The organism is Campylobacter sp. BCW_6873, from assembly GCF_001762365.1.
In the GTDB taxonomy this organism is placed as follows: Bacteria; Campylobacterota; Campylobacteria; order Campylobacterales; family Campylobacteraceae; genus Campylobacter_D; species Campylobacter_D jejuni.
The window spans coordinates 65063-84238 of the sequence record NZ_MJWS01000065.1; the positions used below are offsets into that span (position 1 = coordinate 65063).

Sequence of the window (19176 nt, forward strand, 5' to 3'; positions counted from 1 at the left end):
ATAAAAATTTTATAATAAAAATAAGAGCTAGAAAAAATGGATCATTCCCATTCTATGGTTGCAGGTGGTTTGCTTGAGATATCATAAACAACGCGGTTTATACCTTCTACTTCATTGATGATACGGCGACTTATGTTTTCTAAAACTTCGTAAGGTAAATGCGAGAAAGTAGCTGTCATACCATCACTTGCATCTACAACGCGTATACAAACTGCATTATCATAAGTGCGGTTATCCCCCATAACCCCAACGCTTTTAACATTTAAAAGTACGCAAAATGCTTGCCAAGTTTTATCATACCAACCTGTGCTTTTAAGTTCTTCAAGTAAAATTACATCAGCCTTACGCAATAGTTCTAAGCTAGGGCGATTTACTTCTCCCATAATGCGTATAGCAAGCCCTGGTCCAGGGAAAGGATGGCGATAAACTACTTCTTTGCTAAGTCCAAGCTCAAGTCCTAGGGCACGCACTTCATCTTTAAAAATTTCTTTTAAAGGCTCTATGAGTTTAAGATTCATTTTTTCAGGCAAGCCCCCTACATTATGATGGCTTTTAATGGTTTTGCTTGCACCTACAACAGAACTTTCTATGATATCAGTATAAAGTGTTCCTTGAGCGAGATATTTTACATCTTTATGTTTTTTTGCTTCTTCTTCAAAAACTTCTATAAAGGTATTTCCTATGATTTTTCTTTTTTGCTCAGGATCTCTAATATTAGCCAAGCGACTTAAGAAAATTTCACTTGCATCAATGCTGATAAGATCGATACCTAAGGTATTTTTAAACATAAATTCAACTTGTTCTTTTTCTCCGCTCCTTAAAAGTCCATTGTCTACAAAAACTACTATAACTTGCTCTTTTATAGCACTGGCTAAAAGTGCAGCAACTACACTACTATCTACTCCGCCACTTACAGCACAAAGCACTTTATCACTGCCTACTTCTTCACGGATTTTTTCTGCTTGAGTTTTTGCAAAAGAACCCATATTCCAAACACTTTCACAATTACAAGCGTATTTAGCAAAATTTTTTAAGATATTTTTGCCAAATTCACTGTGTTGCACTTCTGGGTGAAATTGTAAGGCAAAAAATTTCTTATCTTCGTTGCCAAAAACACAAAAAGGACTATTTTCACTTGTGGCTAAAACTTCAAAACCTTGAGGTAAATTTTCTACTTTATCAGAATGACTCATCCAAACGGTTTGTTTTTTTGGAAGATTTTTAAATAAAGCACTATCTTTTTTAACTTCTATATTTGCTTTACCATATTCTTTATGTCCTGCAGGTGCAACTGTAGCTTTGTAATGATGTGCCATAAGCTGCATACCATAACAAATTCCAAGAACAGGTAAACCTAAGTCAAATATGCCTTTATCGCAAAAATACGCATCAGTTGCATATACGCTTGCTGGACCTCCGCTTAAAATAATACCTTTTGGTTCTTTTGCCTTAATATCAGCTAAACTTACATTAAAAGGTAAAATTTCTGCATAAACTCCTTGTTCCCTTAGGCGTCTTGCTATAAGTTGAGTGTATTGAGAGCCAAAGTCTAAAACTAAAATATCTGCTTTTTTCATTATTTACCACCTATGTAATTGTTCGTATTTTTTAATGGTTTTTACCGAACCATTTTGTTCATAGCTTGTGTATTGAGGGTTGCCTTTATATCCGCAAGCACAGAAGAAAATTAAGAAAAGAAATGCTAAAATCATCTTATGAGAAAAAGAAATAATATTAAGATGACTAAAAACGCTAGTGCTGTTATTAATGAATTGATGGATAAACCTCATTATAAGCCTTTAAAAACCTTATTTTTTTGCAAAGATTTTTTAAGTTCTTTTCCGCTTGCTAAGCAACGTTTGATTGCTAAAATTTATGTAAAAAATCATATTTTAAATATAATAACCTTACATCCAGCAGCTTATCAAGAATTAAATCATGATGATAGCAAAATTTATATTAAATTTCTCATAAAAGCATATGGACAAAAATATCCTTTAAGCGGATTTGTTGATATAAAAGATATAAAAATTTTTTCCCAAAAATACACTTATGTAGTAAATAAAAACAAAAATGATGAAAAACTCTCTAAAAATTTTTATTTGGAGCTTTCTAAGGGTGAATTTAAAAATTGCTTTAAAGATGAAAAATTATTTAAGAAATTTGAAGATTTAAGAGAACTTATAAAAAAAGGTTCTAATCTTGACTAAAGAGAATTTAGAAAATGAGCTAAAAACTCTTCCCAATAGTGCTGGAGTTTATCAATACTTCAATCAAGAAGGAAAGCTTTTATATGTAGGTAAGGCTAAAAATCTTAAAAATCGTGTCAAATCTTATTTTGCTTTTGCTCCAAATTTACATGCAAGTCCAAGAAATTCTTTAAGAATTCAAAAAATGATTGAAGAAACAGTGCATTTGGAATTTATCTCTACTAATTCAGAGGCTGATGCTTTGATTTTAGAAAATTCTTTTATCAAACAACTGCATCCAAAATATAATATTTTACTAAGAGATGATAAAACTTATCCTTATATTTATGTGGATTTTGAAGAAGAATTCCCACGCTTTGAGATCACTAGAAAATTGGTAAAAAAAAGCAAAATCAAATATTTTGGTCCTTTTTTTAAAGGCGCTAGAGAGCTTTTAGATGCGCTTTATTTATACTATCCTTTAAAGCAAAAAGCAAGTTGTAAATCCCCTTGTATTTTTTATCAAATTTCTCGTTGTCTTGCGCCTTGTGATAAACGTATCAGCAAAGAAAAATACCTTGAAATTTTAGATGAGGCTATGCACGCACTTTTAAATCCTAGTATTTTAATAAAAAATTTAGAAAAACAAATGCTTGTTTTAGCGCAAAATGAAAATTACGAAGAAGCAGCTAAAGTAAGGGATCAGATTGCAACGATTAAAGATTTGGAAGTTAAGGTTGAAATAGATATTGCAAAATTAGAAGATTTTGAAGTATTTGCTTTAGCCTTTGAAAATTCCATGCTTTCAACCTTACGTTTTGTGGTGCAAAATGGAAAAATTATCAGTGCAAATTCTAAGATTACTCCTATAAAAAATGATATACAATGGGATAAAAATGAAATTTATAAGCAACTGATTTTAGAAAATTTTAGCATGGATATTCCTTTACTTGCAAATGTTATTTATGTTTATGAAGAATTTGAAGATAGAATACTTTTAGAAAAAATTTTAAGTCAAAGGTTTGATAAAAAAATCAGTATTAAAATCCCTAAAATAGGAGAAAAAAGAAAAATTTGTGATTTGGCTTTTCAAAATGCCCTTTTAAATATAGAAAAAGAGCAAAAAAATCATGATTTTACTATACAAAAAGAATTAAAGTCTTATTTTGAGCTTGAAAATTTACCAAATAATATAGAAATTTTTGATAATTCTCATTTGCAAGGCGTGGCAAATGTTGGAGCTATGGTAACTTATAGAATAAATTCTTGGGATAAGTCAAAATATCGAAAATTTCATTTAAAACATAAAAATGATTATGATCAAATGCGTGAAGTCTTAACGCGTAGGGCTTTGGACTTTGATAAAATACCCCCTCCTGATTTATGGCTTATAGATGGAGGAAAGGTTTTGCTTGATTTGGCTAAAGAAATTATTGTAAGTAGTGGGGCAAATGTCGATATTTTAGCTATTTCAAAAGAAAAGATCGATGCAAAAGCACATAGGGCTAAAGGAGGTGCTAAGGATAAAATTCATTCCTTAAAAGGAGAATTTAGCTTAAGTATTAACGATAAAAAACTACAATTCTTACAGAAATTAAGAGATGAAGCGCACCGTTTTGCTATCAGCTTTCATCAAAATACTAAGAAAAAACAGGACTTGAAAAGTTCTAAGCTTGCAAATTTAGGACTTAGTTCAGGGGTTATACAAAAACTTTTAGCGTATTATGGAAATTTCGAATCTATATATAAGGCTGATTTTAAAGATCTTGCAATGCTTGTAGGCAAGAAAGCGGCGCAAAAAATAAAGGAAAATTGATTTGATATTAGCAGGGATAATTTTTATTTTTAATCTAATTTTAGCGTATTTAAGTATTGATATCTCAAAGCTTGATAGTGTTGCTGAACAACTGAAAATAGGTATGTTTTCTAGCATTTTTGTTTTATCTTTAACACTTTTTATTTTTGCTTTTAGACAAAATAGAAATATAAACAAAATATATCAAAAAATTTTTTGCATGCAAAATGATTTTTTAAATTTTCAAAAAAAGATTGATGTTGATAGTGCGCTTGATTTGTTAAAGGAAAAATTTGAAACTACGGGACAAAATTTAACTAAAATATCCCATGAAAAAGACAGATATTTGCATTTATTAGAAGAAAATTTATATCAGCTTGGAAATATATCCAATGCAATGCGTTGCTTAAATGAAGGGTATAATAAAGAAATTAATTCTTTGATTTTAAATGCCTTAAATTCTCAAAAAGATCAAATTAGATTAGAATTAAATGAGGCTTTAGAGCATCATAAAAGCATTATAGGGACATCTCATGGAAAGGTTTTGCAGTTTGAAGCAAGTGTGGCTATAGTTAATAATGATGAGCTTGAAAATTTTTTACTTGCAAATTTACTTTCGTATTTTGGCATAGAAAGTACTTGTTTTAAAAATTTAAGTTTTGATGTTAATGACTTTCATTTGATTTTTATCAAGGATAAAATTTTAAATGAAAATGTAAAGAAAAACTATGATTTTATAGTGATGGGTCGGCATAAAAATACACATTATGAGTATTTTTTAACTTTACCTTTTGAAAAAAAAGATCTTGAAAATATTTTGCAAAACAAGCTTGATAAGGTTTGCACTTTAAAATTTAAAACCCCTTATCAAAATAATGTATTGCTTTTTAAACAAAATGATTTTGATGCAACCTTATTTTTCAATATAATAGAAAAACAATGCGATAAAAATATATGTATAAATTCTTTTAGTCAATTAAAACAAGAATTAAGCAAGGAGACTTATCGTTTGATTTTGCTTGATTATGAATTAATTAAATTTGATCTTGAGCAAATGAGAAATTTGCTAAGTGCTTATAAAAAACAGCATCCACAAAGCCATATCATCTTTTTTTCAAAGGAAAAAGTTAGGGATTTTGATTGTGTGAGCGAAGTTTTAAGTGATGTAAGTAGAAATGATCTTATAACTTTACTTAGAAAGTATTTGCCAAAGGCCTAAACTTTATAAAATTTAACTCCAGCTAAATCGAGAATTTTTACCTTTTTTTCTTTGATAAGTTGATTTAAGAGAGTTTTGGATTGTTCATCAAATTTCGCTTCTATGTCTATTTCGCTTTGTGAGCGTAAATGAAGCATTTTTAATAATTCTTCTTCATTGAAGCTTAGTTTTTCACCTTCATAATGCCTTTTGGCTAAGAGTACAGGAGTAGAATCTATAAGTTTGGAAAGTTCTAAAAGTTTTTTTTCGCTTACTTTTTTAACGGCATAAGCAGGAGGTCTATCTATGGTACTTAGATCAACTCTTAAAGGCATGATTTTTTTTAAAGCTTGATTGAGCGCTTTAAATTCTTCTTCGTTGTCATTAAGATCTTTAACAATTAGAATTTCCATAATCAAATCTCCATTAAACCTGGCTCTAAAATCTGCCATTTTTTCTATCATTTTTTCTAAGTCAATGTTTTTTAAAGCTCTATCAATACGATAAAAAGTTTTAGCAACTGCACTATCTAGGCTAAATTTGACCACATCTAGTTTTAGCAAAGCATTAAATTTGTCTTCATTTAATACAGCTGTACCATTGCTTAAAATAAGCAATTTTTTATCTTTAGCAATGCTGCGTAAAGATAAAATAAGCTCATTTAAATAAGGATAAAGACTAGGCTCTCCGTTGGCAGTAAGGGTAAGAAAATCAAATTCAACATTTTTTTCAAGCATGGCTTTAACTTCGGAGATAATTTTATCTATGCTGATAATTTCATCCTGTTTTTCTTGGGCTTTTTTTGGATCAAGCTCGCAATAAACACAATCAAAATTGCATTGTTTTTTGCTAGGGCTTAAATCTATACCCAAAGATCTTCCAAAACGCCTTGAGCTAACAGGACCAAAGAGTATTTTCATTTAGCTGAACTTTCTTGTACAAGCTTGATAAAATATTTTGCATTTTCAACAGGAATATCAGGCAAGATCCCATGTCCTAAGTTGAAAATATGAGCTTTATTTTGCATGGTTTTTAGTATTTTTTCTACTTCTTCTTTAATGGCATTTTTATCATAAAGTCTGCAAGGCTCCATGTTGCCTTGAAGAGTGTATTTGTGCGATAGTTTATCACGTGCTAAATCAAGCGGAGTGCTCCAATCAACTCCAAAAACATCAAAATTACCATCGATTCTATCTAAATAACCGCTAATGCCTTTAGGGAATAAAATTACAGGTATATTTGAGTATTTGCTTTTAATAAAATTTGAAATTTCAAGCATATAATTAAAAGAGAATTCAAAAAACTTATCGTATTCTAAAGCACTTGCCCAGCTATCAAAAATTTGTACAGCATTGGCACCTGCTTTAATTTGCTCTTCTAAATAAAGTTTTAAAACTTGAGTTAGTTTGTTTAGAATTTTATGTAAAAGTTCTGGGTTTTGATAAAGCATTTTTTTACACTTTGCATAATTTTTACTTCCACTTCCTTCTATCATATAGGTAGCTATAGTCCAAGGGCTTCCGCAAAATCCTATTAAAGCCTTGTTTTGGGATAATTTTTCTCTTGTAAGCTTTAAGGCATCATAGACATAATTTAATTTTTTATGCGCATTTTGATCGTCAAGTTTTTCTAAGTCTTCTAGGGTTGAAATAGGATTATCAAAAACAGGTCCTTCTCCTTTTTCAAAATGTAAATTCATGCCCATTTCGAGAGGAACAACTAAGATATCTGAAAAAATGATTGCTGCATCTACATCTAAAATATCAATAGGCTGTAAAGAAACTTCAGAAGCTTTTTTATAGTCTTTACACAAAGAGAGAAAATCGCCCGCTTGTTTTCTTACTTCCATATATTCTGGCAAATATCTTCCTGCTTGACGCATCATCCAAATAGGGGTATAGGGTGTAGGTTTTTTAAAGCAAGCATCAATAAAAATCATTATTTTCCTTTGTTTTTGGCAAAATTATAACAGAAATTGATAAATTAAATTGGTCAATTTTTCTATATTTGCTTCATATAAAGGAAATAATAAATTTTTTCATCTTATCTGGAGTTATTAGAAAATTTACGAGAATTATTGGAATTCTCGTTTATGTAATTTGAGTTTTGATTGATTTGTATATTAAGCCTTTGTATTGTTTGTGGCATTTCCTGCGTCAATTGTAGCAAAAAGCTTATTTAGCAAAGTCTCCTCATTTTTTTTGTATTGATCTTCTCTCATTTTTTGCCAAGCATAAGATCTAAAATCTTCTCTAACAACACCAAGATCAATGTCTTCATTAGTAAATTTGCTTGAGCTTGTTTTTTCTTCTTCCTTTTCTTCTTTGTTTTTTACTTCATTTAATGTGGCTTGAAATTCATCTGCTGAAGTATTTTTCTCTTTAACCTTTGTTGTGGTGCTAAAAATAGCATTTGATGTTTTTTGAGTATTATCTACTACCATTTTCTCCTCCTTTATTTAACTTTACATTAAACAAACAAGCAATTTCTATTCCAATTTATATCTTTTTTAAACTTTTTCTTTGAAATTTTTTATAATTTAATTTATCTTTGGCAAAAAGTAAGGCAAAAATCAAAGCAGGGCTTACAAAAAGTGCCGAAAATAAAGCATTAAATTCTATGCCCAATCCTGCTAAAACAATCCCACCTAAAAAACTTGCTAAAGCTATGCCTACATTAAAAGCTGCTTCATTTACACTTACTGTGCTGTCTATGACTTTATAAGTATGGCGTTTAGCTTTAGCAATGCTAAGCATTTTTAGCGCAGGTATAGTGGAAAAGGCAAAAAATCCTATCAAAGCTACGCTAAAAATGATTAAAATTTTAGAATGCATGGTGAGAAATACGCTTAAAAATACTAGAACTTGTATGCTTAAAATAAGACGCAGGGAAAAAATAGCACCTTTTTTATCTACTATTTTTCCGCCCCATAAATTCCCACAAATTGCACAAATTCCATATAAAAGTAAGATATAAGCTGTATCTTGGACTTTAAAACTGCTTATTTCTACGAGTAATTTTTGCAAATAAGTATAAAGAACAAATTGAGCCCCACAGCTACAAATGGTTATAGTATAAGTTTTTAACAAATTTTGATGCGAAAAAGCAGGGATTAGATTTTTAAGACTTGTTGGACTAGGATGTAAATTTTTGGGCATCATATGCCATACTCCAAAAAATGCTAGGCTTGTAATGATAAAAATAAGTAAAAAGATAAATTTAAAGCCAAAATAATGCCCTATGAAAGTTCCAAGTGGCACTCCAGTAACCAAGGCTACAGTAAGTCCTGTGACCATTATAGCTAGAGCGCTTGATTTTTTATCATCTGGGGTTATAGCACTTACAGCTAAGGTAGCAATGACAAAAAATACTCCATGTTGTGTTCCTGCTACAAAACGCGCAAACGCTGTAAGATAGAAATTTTGGCTAAAAAAGATAATGAAATTTGCTAAAGCAAAAATTCCAAGATTGATTAAAAGTTGTGTATGTCTGTGAAAACGACTTAAAGGTATAGTAATAAGAGGAGCACCTATAACAACACCTATGGCATATAAGGTTGTAAGATAGCCCGCAGTTTTTGCATCTACGCTAAAATACGCTTCAACATCAACCAAAACTCCTGCCATAACAAATTCGGTTACACCCATACAAAAAGCACTAAGAGCTAGTGCAAAAAGAGCTTTTTTGTAATTTTGCATTTTAATTTCCTTATAAAAATAAAAACGCATTATAATAAAATAAAAATTTTTAAATGTAAATAATGAAAAAAATTATTTTATTGCTTGGTTTAAGTTTGATGAGTTTAGGGGCTTTGAGTTTTGATGAGCTTATTTATAAAGATGAAGTAAAACCTAGTTTTGATTGCTCTAAAATCAAAGATGATGGCAAAAGTGATGATGAGCTTATGATATGAAATTGGTATATGTAATGAATTTGAGAATAACAAACTTGCTTTAGCAGATAATTCTATAGCAGTTTATATCAAAATATTTCAAAAAAGCAGATAAAAAGATGAAAAAATATTTTAAAGCCATTTCAAAAAAGATGGTCAAAGAAAGAAAAATTTGTATAAAAAATATGTAAAATACAAAAGCAGGGGAAAATCCTATTTTACCTTTACTCAATGCAAGTGATTGCATGCAAGAAGCTTATGCAAAGAGCAAATAAAGATACAAAGATCAAAGAATTTTTAAGCAAATTTTTAAAAATAAAGTTGATAAATATGAAATTTACTCGCTCAAAGTTTAAATACCAATAAAGATTTGCAAGATTTTATAGACAGCTTAGCTAAAGAAGATTTGATTGATTCTAGGGCTAAATTAAGCCTTAGGATTTAAATTAATTGCGAATTTAGCCGCTTCAAAATAACTTTTAGTGTTGATTTTAGCATTTTTATAGGCCTTATCAAAGGCCGTACCATGATCAACGCTGACGCGTATGATAGGTAAATTTAAACTCACATTGATGCTTTTATCAAAATACAAGGCCTTTAAAGGAGCAAGGGCAAGATCGTGATACATAGCCACCAAGCGATTGCAGTTTTTTAAACCAGCCTTAGTAAAAGCCGTATCAGCTACTAAAGGATAGGGTAGATAAACACCCTTGTTTTTAAAACTTAAAAGCAATTCTTTTTGTAAATTTTCATCTTTTAAAGCTTTTTTGAAAAATTTTTCATCTTTTTTAGAGCGTAAAAAGGCATTAACAAAAGTTATAGCTTTTTCCATGATTTTTTCTTCTTCTCCGCCTATGACTCCGTAATCTCCAGCGTGAGGATTAAAACCTAAAAGCCCTATTTTTTTAAAATGCGTTTCTTTGTAAAAATCTTTTAAAAAGATGCTTAAATTTTTAAAAGTGATTTTTTTACTCACCTTAGCTAAAGGTACATGTTCGCTAAAAAGTCCTACAAACAGCTCTTTACAACCTAGCATCATAATGGCATTTTTTTTAAAAAAATCCCTTAAAGCATCGGTATGTCCTTTGTATTTAAGTCCTGCGTCTTCCCAAGCTTTTTTGTGTATAGGTAGAGTAAGCAAGGCATGGGCGTGTTTTTCATAGACAAAATAACTTGCCGCCTTAAAGCTTAAAAAACCATAAAGTCCACTTTTTGCATCTATTTCTCCGGCTTTGATTTCAAAATTTTCATCCACTTTAAAGCCTAAAGGAAGGCAAAAAGAGTAAATTTCAAGAGAATTTTGCTTTTTAAGAAATTTAAACTCATAGTCTTTTTTATCTTTAAAAGCTACGATTTTTACATTAAAAGGTTTTAAATTTAAAAGTTTTAAAGCTTTATCAAGCAAGCTTTCGTGGATAAAATAAAAAGGTGTGCAGATTTTGCTTAGTTCTTCATGAGAACGCACTAAAATTTCAAGTCCTATGCCGTTTATATCGCCTATGCTAATGGCTAGTTTTTTCATCTTTTAATAAGTTCTTTCATTTCTAAAATAGCGTTTTGAAGTCCTGTAAATACAGATCTTGCTACAATGCTTTGTCCTATATTTAGCTCACAAATTTCTTTAATTTTTGTTATAGGTTTTACATTTTTGTAATTTAAACCATGTCCTGCGGCTACTTTTAAACCAAATTCTGTGCCTTTTTTAGCACAGAGTGTTAAATTTTGCAATTCTTTTTCAAATTGAGCTTGCAGGGTTTTTTTATCTTGATTGAGTTCTTTTAAGGCAAAAGCAGTATGAGAGATATTGCTAAAAAGTGCGTTGTGTAAATTCGCATAATGTCCTGTATGAAGCTCTATGAATTGGGCTTTTAAAATTTTTGATTTTTCTATATCTTCTAAACTAGGATTGATAAAAAGCGAAACTTCAATGTTTACACTTTGAAGTTTTTCTATGCTTTGTTTTAATTTAGCATGATTTAAACAAAGCCCCCCTTCTGTAGTAAGCTCTTCTCTTTTTTCAGGCACTAAAGTAACACGGTGGGGTTTGAGTTTAAGAGCTAAATTTAAAATTTCATCATTTAAAGCACATTCTAAATTGATAGGGCTTTTGCAAAATTTTATGATATTTTCCAAGTCAAAATCCTGAGCATGACGGCGATCTTCTCTTACATGCAAAGTGATTTGATCTCCGTGTTTAGCTGCTATAAAAGCAGCCTCTAAAAGATCAGGATCATTTACCATTCTAGCTTGTCTTAACACTGCGATATGATCGATATTTACACCTAAAAGCATATTTTTCCTTTAGAACTTTTTTGCTATTATACTATAAAATCAAACAAGGAAAGTCATGTTAGGTATAGATCTTGGTTCAAATACTTTAAGAGCAGTGCAAATAGATGAAAAATTAAATAAATTAAAAGAATATGAATTTGTTATTGGAGCAGCGAAAAATCTAAATCAAAGTGGAGAAATTTCTAAAGAAGCCATACAAAGATTAAAAAATGCTTTGAGTATTTTGACTAAAGAGCAAGATTTAAGCAAAGCAAGAGCTGTAGCGACTGCAGCTTTTAGAAAAGCAAGCAATACAAATGAAATTTTTGCCCATTTAAAAGAAGAATTTGGGATTGATTTTAAGCTTATAGATGCCAAAAGTGAAGCTAAGATCAGTGTTTTAGGTATGCAAGTGGGCTTAAGAAGGCTTAAAATTTGGGGAGAGTTTGCGTATTGTGATTTAGGAGGGGCTTCTTGTGAGCTTTCTTTTGGAAAAAGTTTTAAAAGTTTTGATTTTGGTATTATTAGTTTTTATGAAAAAAATTGCCATTCTTATTATAAATCTTGTATTTCTTACAAAAAATTGATAAAAAAATATCCTAAATTTATCATCAATATTAAAGATAAAAAACTTAAAATTCATTTTTTAATTGCAAATCCCTATTTAAAGCATTTAGCTTTTATGGCTTTTGATGAGGTGGCTATGATTAAAAAGGAACTTCGTTCTTTAGGAGTTAAAGCGGTGGTTTTAAATTCCGGAGTTCCTACTACGCTTAGCGCATTAAAACAAAATATAAGCTATGAAAAGTATGAAACAACTAGAGTAAATGGTAAAAAACTTTGCCATAAGGATTTTTTAAATTATGCTATTAAACTTTTTCATATGGAAGAAAAAAAGGCTATAAAAGAAGTAGGCATGATGAGAAAAAATTATTTGAGTGCAGGTTGTTTGCTGTTTTATGCTTTGTTTGATAAACATAAACTTCTAGTCATTGATGAGGGTTTAAGGGAGGGAGTTTGTTTAGCAAGTATGAAAAATATAAAATTTTAGTTTTTTTGAAATTCGAAAAAATGAAATTTTTCATCAAAATTAAAAAATAAAATTTTAGCTTGAGATAAAAAACTTTCGTAAGTTTTAATGTTTTTATTTTTTGTGTATTCTAATAAATCTTCAAAACCAAAATCCATTAAAGCAAGACTTTGTTTTTTAAAATTTAAAGGTTTAAAATCATATGCTTTGATGAGTTTTTGAAGATGGGTAAAATTAACATTATAAGTTAGATCGCTTTTGCCGAAAAAATCTTTTAAAGATACTTCAAAAGGGCTAAAAACTTCGTGCTTTTGATAGATTCTTAAGCTAAAATTTTGTACATTAAAAGTTCCATAGTCAAATCCTGCAAATACAAATCTATCGCAAGCTTGATCTAAATCTTTAAAAAAATTTTCAAGTTCTAAGCTGAGTTCGCCTTTTGTAAAATTTAAAGCTTTGCATTTTGTGATTAAATTTTCATCCATATTTTTAAAAATAAGTTTAAAATTTTCTACAAATGCCATTTTATCATGATTTATAAGTTCGCAAGTAAAACTATCAAAAAGTTCATTGCAAAAGAAAAAAGCGTTCTTAAAATGGCATTCTTTAAGGTTATTTTTGTGAGTAAATTCCACTCCTTCTAAAGTGTTTTTTTGTAAAGCTCTTAATTTTTCATGCGGTTCTATGACGAAAAAAGAAATTTGAGAAAAAATTTCAGGTCTTAATTCAAGCAAAGCGGATAAAAAATCACGACTTAAATAGCCTTCATTAGCGCCTATTTCTACAAGTTCTAAAGGGAGTTGTAAAATTTTTTTATCTATTAAATTTAAAAAATGCTTGGCTAAAAGTGTGCCAAAAAGATTTCCTACGCTCACAGCAGTAAAAAAATCTCCGTTTTTTCCTATACTTACAGCATTTTTATAATAGCTCTCATGGAGCCAAGCATGGAAAAAGTCACTAAATTTCATTGAAAAATAGCATTAAATTTGGAGACAAAATCCAAAGGATCGACTTGTTTGCCTCCAGCTAAAATTCCAAAATGCAAATGCGGCCCACTTACCCTACCGCTAGCCCCGCTAAGTCCTATAAGCTCACCTTTTTTTATCTTTTGTCCTACTTTAACATCGATTTTAGAAAGATGATAGTATTGTGAATAAATTCCAAAACCATGATCAATGACTACTGAATTTCCTGCAAAATAACGATCTTTTGCAATTTTTACTATGCCTGAATTGGCTGCATAAATAGGCGTTCCTGTGGCAGCTCTAAAGTCTGTTCCACTGTGATAACTTGCTACTTTTTCATTAAAAGTTCTTGCTTTACCAAAATCACTTGTGATAAAAGATTTTAAAGGTATATTAAAAGCACCGTTAAATAAAGCTTTTGGAGTATAAGAGCTATAAATCGCATTGGCTTCTTTTAATTCTTTAGCGATGCGTTCTTGTACGGTTTTTGGCGGAAAAATCTTTTTGTTTTCAACTTGCAATTTTTCACTTTTATAATTACCTTCTAAAGTTTTTATGAAAATTTCTTCTTTTTTATTTTTATAAAATGCGATAAGTTTTGTATTTTTCGGGGGATTTTTGTAAGGTAAGGAAAAAATAGCTAGAATTTTTTCTTGATTTTTAGGATGTGCAAAGGTGAGAATATTTTTATCATTATTTTTTAAAGATAAAAAATCTTTCTTATCTAGCTCCAAAAATAAAGCTTGACCTTTGATGAGTTCTAAATTTTGAGCTCCAAAAAGCCAAAGAGTAAGGCTTAAAAAAAGCCATAAGGCTTTCATAGGCTTAACTCTTTAAGATCGGCGATTTTTAAAAACTCCGCATAAATTTCATAAACCAAAGCTTGGCGATTATTTTTAAGTTTTTCATCTTCAGCATTAATCATTACTTGATTAAAAAACTCGTCGATAAAAGGCTTGAGTGCAAAAAGATTTTCAAGTTTTTCTTGTAAAGAGTTGGCTTTAGTTTTTTCTTGAAAAGCTTTGTAAAGTTTGCTTTCTGCTTCTTGAGTAAAAAGACTTTCATCAACTTTATGAGGATTTTTAGTGGCGATATTGGCTAGTCTTTTAAAGGTTGCAAAATTTTCATTAAAATTATCTTTTTTGCTAAGTTTTATAAGAGCATTTACGCTTTGATTGATATGAATAAGATCTGTATTTTGTGAGCTTAAAACCGCTTTTACAAAAGAAGCATTGACCGTATAAAAAGTATAAAGTCTTTCAAAAATAAAATCTTTTAAAATTTGCATATCAAAGCTTTTATAATGACTTGAAAGTTTTTCTAATAAAATTTGGATATCAAATTCTTTATTTAAATTTAGAGCGATTTTAATGATCCCATTGGCTGCTCTTCTTAAGGCATAAGGATCCTTTGTTCCGCTTGGAATTTTTCCTATACTAAAAAGTCCTATAAGGGTATCAAGCTTGTTTGCAAGGGCTACTATGCTTGAAAATTCTGTGCTTGGAAGTGGAGCTTGTTCAGAATTAGGAAGATATTGTTCTTTGATGGCTAGGCAAATTTCATAATCTAAGCCCATTTTTTGCGTATAATAACTTCCCATAATGCCTTGCAAATCAGTAAATTCATAAACCATTTGTGTGGCTAAGTCTGCTTTGGCGTATTTTAGTGCTGTGCTGATATTTTCGATTTTATCATTATGAAGCATTTGACATAAAATTTCAGCAATTTTAATCTCTCTTAAACTTTTATCTTGCATTGTGCCTAAACCTTCAAGATAAGTCATTTTGGCAAGTTTTTCAGGTTGTAAACCATTTTGTAAATCATTTTGATAAAAAAACATTGCATCGCTAAGTCTTGCACGCAAAACTCTTTCGTTTCCATGTATGATTTTTGAATAATCCTTACATACTGCATTGCTTACTACTATAAAATGATTACTTAAGCCTTTGTCGTTAAAAACCGCAAAATAGCGTTGATTTTCTCTCATTGAAGTGATGATGACTTCGCTAGGAATTTCTAAAAATTCTTCTTCAAAGCTTCCTAAAAGTGCATTAGGATATTCTGTGATAGCAACTACTTCAGCTAAAAGCTCTTCATCTTCTCCAATTTGTATATTTTTTTGACTTTCTATGAGTTTAAATTGTTCAAGTATTTTTTCTTTTCTTTTGATTGGATCAAGGATAATATAGTTTTTTTCTAGTAGTTCAAAATATTCTTTTGCATTGTTAAAATCTTTCAAATCATAACTTACACTTCTGTGAATGAAAGTTTTTTTAGCACTTTTTACCCCATAACTTTGAAAATCAACAAGTTCATCATTTAAAATGCAAGCTATAGAACGGATCGCACGAATAAATTCAAAAGAATTTGCACCCCAACGCATACTTTTGCCAAAACTAAGACTTTTTAGAAATTTTTCTACCATTTCTCCTAAAATTTCTTGACTTTGTAAACCTTTGATAGCTTTTTGATGATATAAAACTTCCTTACCTTTGATTTCTTTAAAAGCGAGTTCATTTTCACTGATCCCTGCTTTTTGCAGGAAGCTTTGTCCCGCAGGAGTTAAAACTCCATCTTTATAAGCAACATTTTTAGGTGCTCCTATAAATTCAGCAAAACTATCTTCTTGTTTATCTGCAAAATTTTCATGAAAAAAAACTAAACGACGCGGAGTATAATAAAATTTAAAATCACTTACCAAGCGATATTCTTCTAAAACATTTTTCCATTTTTTTTCTATATTAGCTAATTCTTTTAACAAAGGAATAGCAGGTAATTCTTCTGTGCCAATTTCTATTAATAATTCACTCATAATTTACTCTTTTTAAAATTTGTTTCTAATTTTAACTAAAATTTCATTAAAAAACTTATAAATACTTTTGCAAAAAGCCTTTGAGTTCACTAGCGTTGCTAAATTCATTTTCTTTTAAATCTTTTTGATACCATTTGGCATGAAAATAAGACAAATTAGCATTTTTAGCACATTCTTTATCTTTTTGACTATCCCCTATAAAAACGCTTGTTTTATATGGAGCTTCGCTTTTTAAAAGCTCTAGCATCATAGGATGAGGTTTGGGTTCTATGCCTAAACTTATACCTAAAATTTTATCAAAATAAGGAATGATATCGTGTTTTTTAAGTATACTTGAAAGCGAGTTTTGAGGGGCGTTAGTGGCAATAGCTAAAAAACAATTTTTGCTTTTTAAAAATTCTAAAAGTTCTTTCACTCCTTCAAAAAGCACCACGCTTTGTTCATAGTGTTTGACAAAATATTTTTCATAGCCTTCTTTAAAACTAGAATGATGGAAATTTTCTATATTATAAAGTTCTTTTTCCCAGTCAATATTAGGAGTATTGATGGTTTGCATAATGATTTCTCTTGAAAGTGGGGCTAGGTTTAAATCTTGCCTTATTTCATTAACTGCACAAGAAATGGCATTTGCACTATCGATTAAAGTTCCATCCATATCAAAAAATACATTAATCATTCATAATCCTTTAAATAATTTTTATGTTTTTCTTTTTTCTCACCTTGTTTTTTTTGCTTATCTAAAGCATTGGCAAGATTTAAAAGTTCACTTTTTTCTTTGGAAAAATCTAAACAAGCATTGACAAAAAATTCAAGATTTTTTGCATAGGTTGAGTTAAGATTTACTGCGGGATTTCTTTCAAAAAATTTAGCATTTTTTAACATTCTTTCTTCAAATTTAGTTTTATCAAAATCTTCTTTTTTAAGCGCAGATATGGCGCCATTGAAAAATTTTTCAAGATTTCTTAGGTATTTTACACGTAAGGCTTTTTCTTCATTTTTTGTCAAAATTCTTCCTTAGGTATTTTTATGAATGCGACATTCTAGCGCTTCTTGAACTAAATTTCTAGCGATTACTTTTTCAGAGCGAATGATGCGTATATTTTCATCTATGCTTGAAAAAAGCATCTTTTTCAAAGTTCCATTTACATGAATGATAGTATCTATAGGTTTTGGATAATTAGCTAGCACTTGACATAAAATTTCAAGTTTAGCTTCATTTGTAACTGTGATAATAGCTACGGCACATTCTTCTATATTGGCAATTTTTAAGGTTTCTTCTTGAGCAGCATTGGCAAAAACGACATTTTCACCTCGACTAACTCCAAGTTCTACTAAATTTAAATCACTTTCTAAAACAAGATAAGGTACGCCTGAGTTTTTGATTTTTTGTACGACTTCTTGTCCTAAGCGTCCATAGCCAAAAACAACAAGATGATTTTTAAGCTTGATATTGCTGTCAATATTTTGCACAGCGTTGGTATTAAGTGCTATATCTTCTACAACATTGGTAATTTTTCTTATATTGTTTAAAATAAAAGGCGTGATAATCATGGTTAAAATAGAAACAACAATTAAAATTTGTGAAGTTTTGATATCAAGCATATTTTTTGCTTGTAAAAGAGAAAAAATTGCTAGGGCGAATTCGCCAATTTGAGCTATGGCAAAAGCTGTTTTAAGCGCTACTCTTTTTTTGGTGTAAAGAAATAAAAAGCCAAAAACTATGCCAAATTTTAAAGCCATTACAAGAAGGGTTAAAACTATGATTAAAAACCAATTTTGTGCCACTACATCAAGTTGAATTTGCATGCCTACAGTTATGAAAAAAAGCCCTAAAAGCAAATCTCTAAATGGGATCAAGTCCGCTTCTATTTTGTGTTTATATTTTGTTTCTGCTATCAAAGCACCTGCTATAAAAGCACCCAAAGAATAAGAAAATCCAAAATAATTTGCTAAAAAACTTGCTCCAATAACCATAAATAAAACAGTACTAATAAAAATTTCTTGAGAAGAAGTGTGGATAATGAGTCTAAAAATTCTATCCACTAGATATTTACCTATGAAAAATAATAAAGTGATTAAAATAAGTGCTGAAATTAAAGTGGTAAAAAGGAGTTTTTCTATGTTTTGATTGTTGGATGAAAAAATATCTACAAGCAAAAGCAAAGGAATAACGGCTATATCTTGAAAAAACAAAATTCCCAATGCTTTTCTGCCATATTGCTCATTTATATCGCCATTATCATTTAAAATTTTAAGCACCACTGCGGTTGAAGAAAGTGCTAGTGCAAAGCCTACTATGGTAGCGCTTTTATCTCCAAGTCCTAAAATTCCTATAGCAAGTAGCATAAAAACAAAGCCACAAGTAAGCATCTGCAAAGAGCCGTTTAAAAAAACTTCTTGTTTCATTGCCATTAAATGCTTAAAAGAAAATTCAAGCCCTATGGTAAACATTAAAAACACTATACCAAATTCGGCTATATGGGTGATTTCGCCTTTGCCACTTAAATGATAAATTTCAGAAATGATTTCTCCAGCAGCTATATATCCAATGATAGTTGGAATTTCAAATTTTTTAAATATGACATTTAAAACTATAGCTATAGCAACGGTGATTAAAAAAATTTCTAAAAAATTATCCATTATTTTTTATTTTTTCTCATAAAAAATCAAATCAAAGCTATTTTTATGCTTAACAACGGCTTTACTAGTCGCTTCTTTATCTTGTTGTTTACTTAATTCTAAGCGTAGTTCATCAATTAAATTTTCAAATTCGTGAAGTTGGTTTTTCAATTTTAAGATAACATCTACCCCAGCAAGATTGATTCCCATGTCTCTTGTTAAACGCAATATAAGTTTAATACGGTCAATATCTCTTTGAGAATAAAGTCTTATTTTTCCATCGGTTCTACTTGGCTCTATTAACCCTTCTCTTTCGTATTGCCTTAAGGTTTGTGGATGTATGCTTAAAACTTTAGCCACAACACTGATTAAATATACAGGTTCATCATAATGGTGTTCCATATT

Annotated in this window: 18 protein-coding genes and 1 pseudogene; 5 read left to right on the forward strand and 14 right to left on the reverse strand. The window is 29.9% G+C overall.

Annotated features, from left to right (window positions below; genetic code table 11):
• Window positions 1-41: 41 nt before the first annotated feature.
• Window positions 42-1577 carry a glutamine-hydrolyzing GMP synthase gene (gene guaA / locus AJ932_RS04180; protein WP_070278227.1) on the reverse strand — a complete coding sequence of 512 codons (1536 nt, stop codon included), beginning with the start codon at window positions 1575-1577 and terminating at the stop codon, window positions 42-44.
• A 138-nt stretch (window positions 1578-1715) separates the two neighbouring features.
• Between guaA and AJ932_RS04185 the strand changes: the two genes are divergently transcribed.
• From AJ932_RS04185 to AJ932_RS04195, 3 genes are read left to right on the forward strand one after another with little or no spacing between them, the layout of a single operon-like run.
• Window positions 1716-2210, forward strand: a complete 495-nt coding sequence (locus AJ932_RS04185) for a hypothetical protein (RefSeq protein WP_070278225.1) — start codon at window positions 1716-1718, stop codon at window positions 2208-2210.
• A complete protein-coding gene (gene uvrC, locus AJ932_RS04190) occupies window positions 2203-4005 on the forward strand; it encodes an excinuclease ABC subunit UvrC (RefSeq protein WP_070278223.1) in 1803 nt (600 codons plus the stop codon). The genes AJ932_RS04185 and uvrC overlap by 8 nt, the downstream gene beginning before the upstream one ends.
• Window position 4006: 1 nt before the next feature.
• On the forward strand, window positions 4007-5203 hold the full coding sequence (locus AJ932_RS04195) for a hypothetical protein (protein ID WP_070278221.1): 1197 nt from the start codon (window positions 4007-4009) through the stop codon (window positions 5201-5203).
• Here the strand turns inward: AJ932_RS04195 and AJ932_RS04200 are convergent.
• The 4 genes from AJ932_RS04200 to AJ932_RS04215 all read right to left on the reverse strand — a co-directional run bounded on the left by AJ932_RS04200 (window position 5200) and on the right by AJ932_RS04215 (window position 8880).
• Window positions 5200-6102, reverse strand: a complete 903-nt coding sequence (locus tag AJ932_RS04200; protein ID WP_070278219.1) for a radical SAM protein — start codon at window positions 6100-6102, stop codon at window positions 5200-5202. The genes AJ932_RS04195 and AJ932_RS04200 overlap by 4 nt on opposite strands.
• A complete protein-coding gene (gene hemE, locus AJ932_RS04205) occupies window positions 6099-7121 on the reverse strand; it encodes a uroporphyrinogen decarboxylase (protein WP_044780107.1) in 1023 nt (340 codons plus the stop codon). Before hemE ends, AJ932_RS04200 begins: the two co-directional genes overlap by 4 nt.
• Window positions 7122-7304: 183 nt before the next feature.
• Window positions 7305-7625, reverse strand: coding sequence for an invasion antigen CiaC (gene ciaC / locus AJ932_RS04210; protein WP_002861937.1), 321 nt, complete (start codon window positions 7623-7625; stop codon window positions 7305-7307).
• Window positions 7626-7680: 55 nt separating this feature from the next.
• Window positions 7681-8880, reverse strand: coding sequence for an MFS transporter (locus AJ932_RS04215; RefSeq protein ID WP_002861936.1), 1200 nt, complete (start codon window positions 8878-8880; stop codon window positions 7681-7683).
• A gap of 62 nt (window positions 8881-8942) precedes the next feature.
• Between AJ932_RS04215 and AJ932_RS04220 the strand changes: the two are divergent.
• Window positions 8943-9519: pseudogene (locus tag AJ932_RS04220) on the forward strand (hypothetical protein).
• On the opposite strand, the gene pdxA reads toward AJ932_RS04220, so the two are convergent.
• On the reverse strand, window positions 9502-10596 hold the full coding sequence (gene pdxA, locus AJ932_RS04225; protein WP_044780106.1) for a 4-hydroxythreonine-4-phosphate dehydrogenase: 1095 nt from the start codon (window positions 10594-10596) through the stop codon (window positions 9502-9504). The pseudogene AJ932_RS04220 and the gene pdxA overlap by 18 nt on opposite strands.
• Window positions 10593-11366 (reverse strand): pyridoxine 5'-phosphate synthase, encoded by a 774-nt coding sequence (locus tag AJ932_RS04230; RefSeq protein ID WP_070278217.1) that lies wholly within the window; start codon window positions 11364-11366, stop codon window positions 10593-10595. Before AJ932_RS04230 ends, pdxA begins: the two co-directional genes overlap by 4 nt.
• Window positions 11367-11421: 55 nt before the next feature.
• Here AJ932_RS04230 and AJ932_RS04235 point away from each other — a divergent pair, with 55 nt between their 5' ends.
• The gene (locus AJ932_RS04235; protein ID WP_044780104.1) at window positions 11422-12396 is read left to right on the forward strand and encodes an exopolyphosphatase; all 975 of its coding nucleotides are present in this window, start codon (window positions 11422-11424) and stop codon (window positions 12394-12396) included.
• On the opposite strand, the gene AJ932_RS04240 is transcribed toward AJ932_RS04235, so the two are convergent.
• Genes AJ932_RS04240 through hspR form a run of 7 tightly spaced genes read right to left on the reverse strand, consistent with a single transcriptional unit; the run spans window position 12393 to window position 19173 of the window.
• Complete coding sequence (locus tag AJ932_RS04240) at window positions 12393-13343, reverse strand: SAM-dependent methyltransferase (RefSeq protein WP_002870996.1); 951 nt, start codon at window positions 13341-13343, stop codon at window positions 12393-12395. The two genes, AJ932_RS04235 and AJ932_RS04240, sit on opposite strands and share 4 nt — an antisense overlap.
• Window positions 13340-14161 carry a M23 family metallopeptidase gene (locus AJ932_RS04245; RefSeq protein WP_044780102.1) on the reverse strand — a complete coding sequence of 274 codons (822 nt, stop codon included), beginning with the start codon at window positions 14159-14161 and terminating at the stop codon, window positions 13340-13342. Before AJ932_RS04245 ends, AJ932_RS04240 begins: the two co-directional genes overlap by 4 nt.
• Window positions 14158-16152 (reverse strand): glycine--tRNA ligase subunit beta, encoded by a 1995-nt coding sequence (gene glyS, locus AJ932_RS04250; protein ID WP_044780101.1) that lies wholly within the window; start codon window positions 16150-16152, stop codon window positions 14158-14160. Before glyS ends, AJ932_RS04245 begins: the two co-directional genes overlap by 4 nt.
• Before the next feature lie 55 nt (window positions 16153-16207).
• Entirely contained in the window at window positions 16208-16828 is a 621-nt protein-coding gene (locus AJ932_RS04255; protein WP_070278216.1) for an HAD family hydrolase, read from the reverse strand.
• Entirely contained in the window at window positions 16825-17157 is a 333-nt protein-coding gene (locus AJ932_RS04260; RefSeq protein ID WP_044780099.1) for a hypothetical protein, read from the reverse strand. Before AJ932_RS04260 ends, AJ932_RS04255 begins: the two co-directional genes overlap by 4 nt.
• A gap of 9 nt (window positions 17158-17166) precedes the next feature.
• On the reverse strand, window positions 17167-18792 hold the full coding sequence (locus tag AJ932_RS04265; protein ID WP_070278214.1) for a cation:proton antiporter: 1626 nt from the start codon (window positions 18790-18792) through the stop codon (window positions 17167-17169).
• A gap of 6 nt (window positions 18793-18798) precedes the next feature.
• On the reverse strand, window positions 18799-19173 hold the full coding sequence (gene hspR, locus AJ932_RS04270) for a heat shock transcriptional regulator HspR (RefSeq protein WP_044780097.1): 375 nt from the start codon (window positions 19171-19173) through the stop codon (window positions 18799-18801).
• Window positions 19174-19176 lie beyond the last annotated feature (3 nt).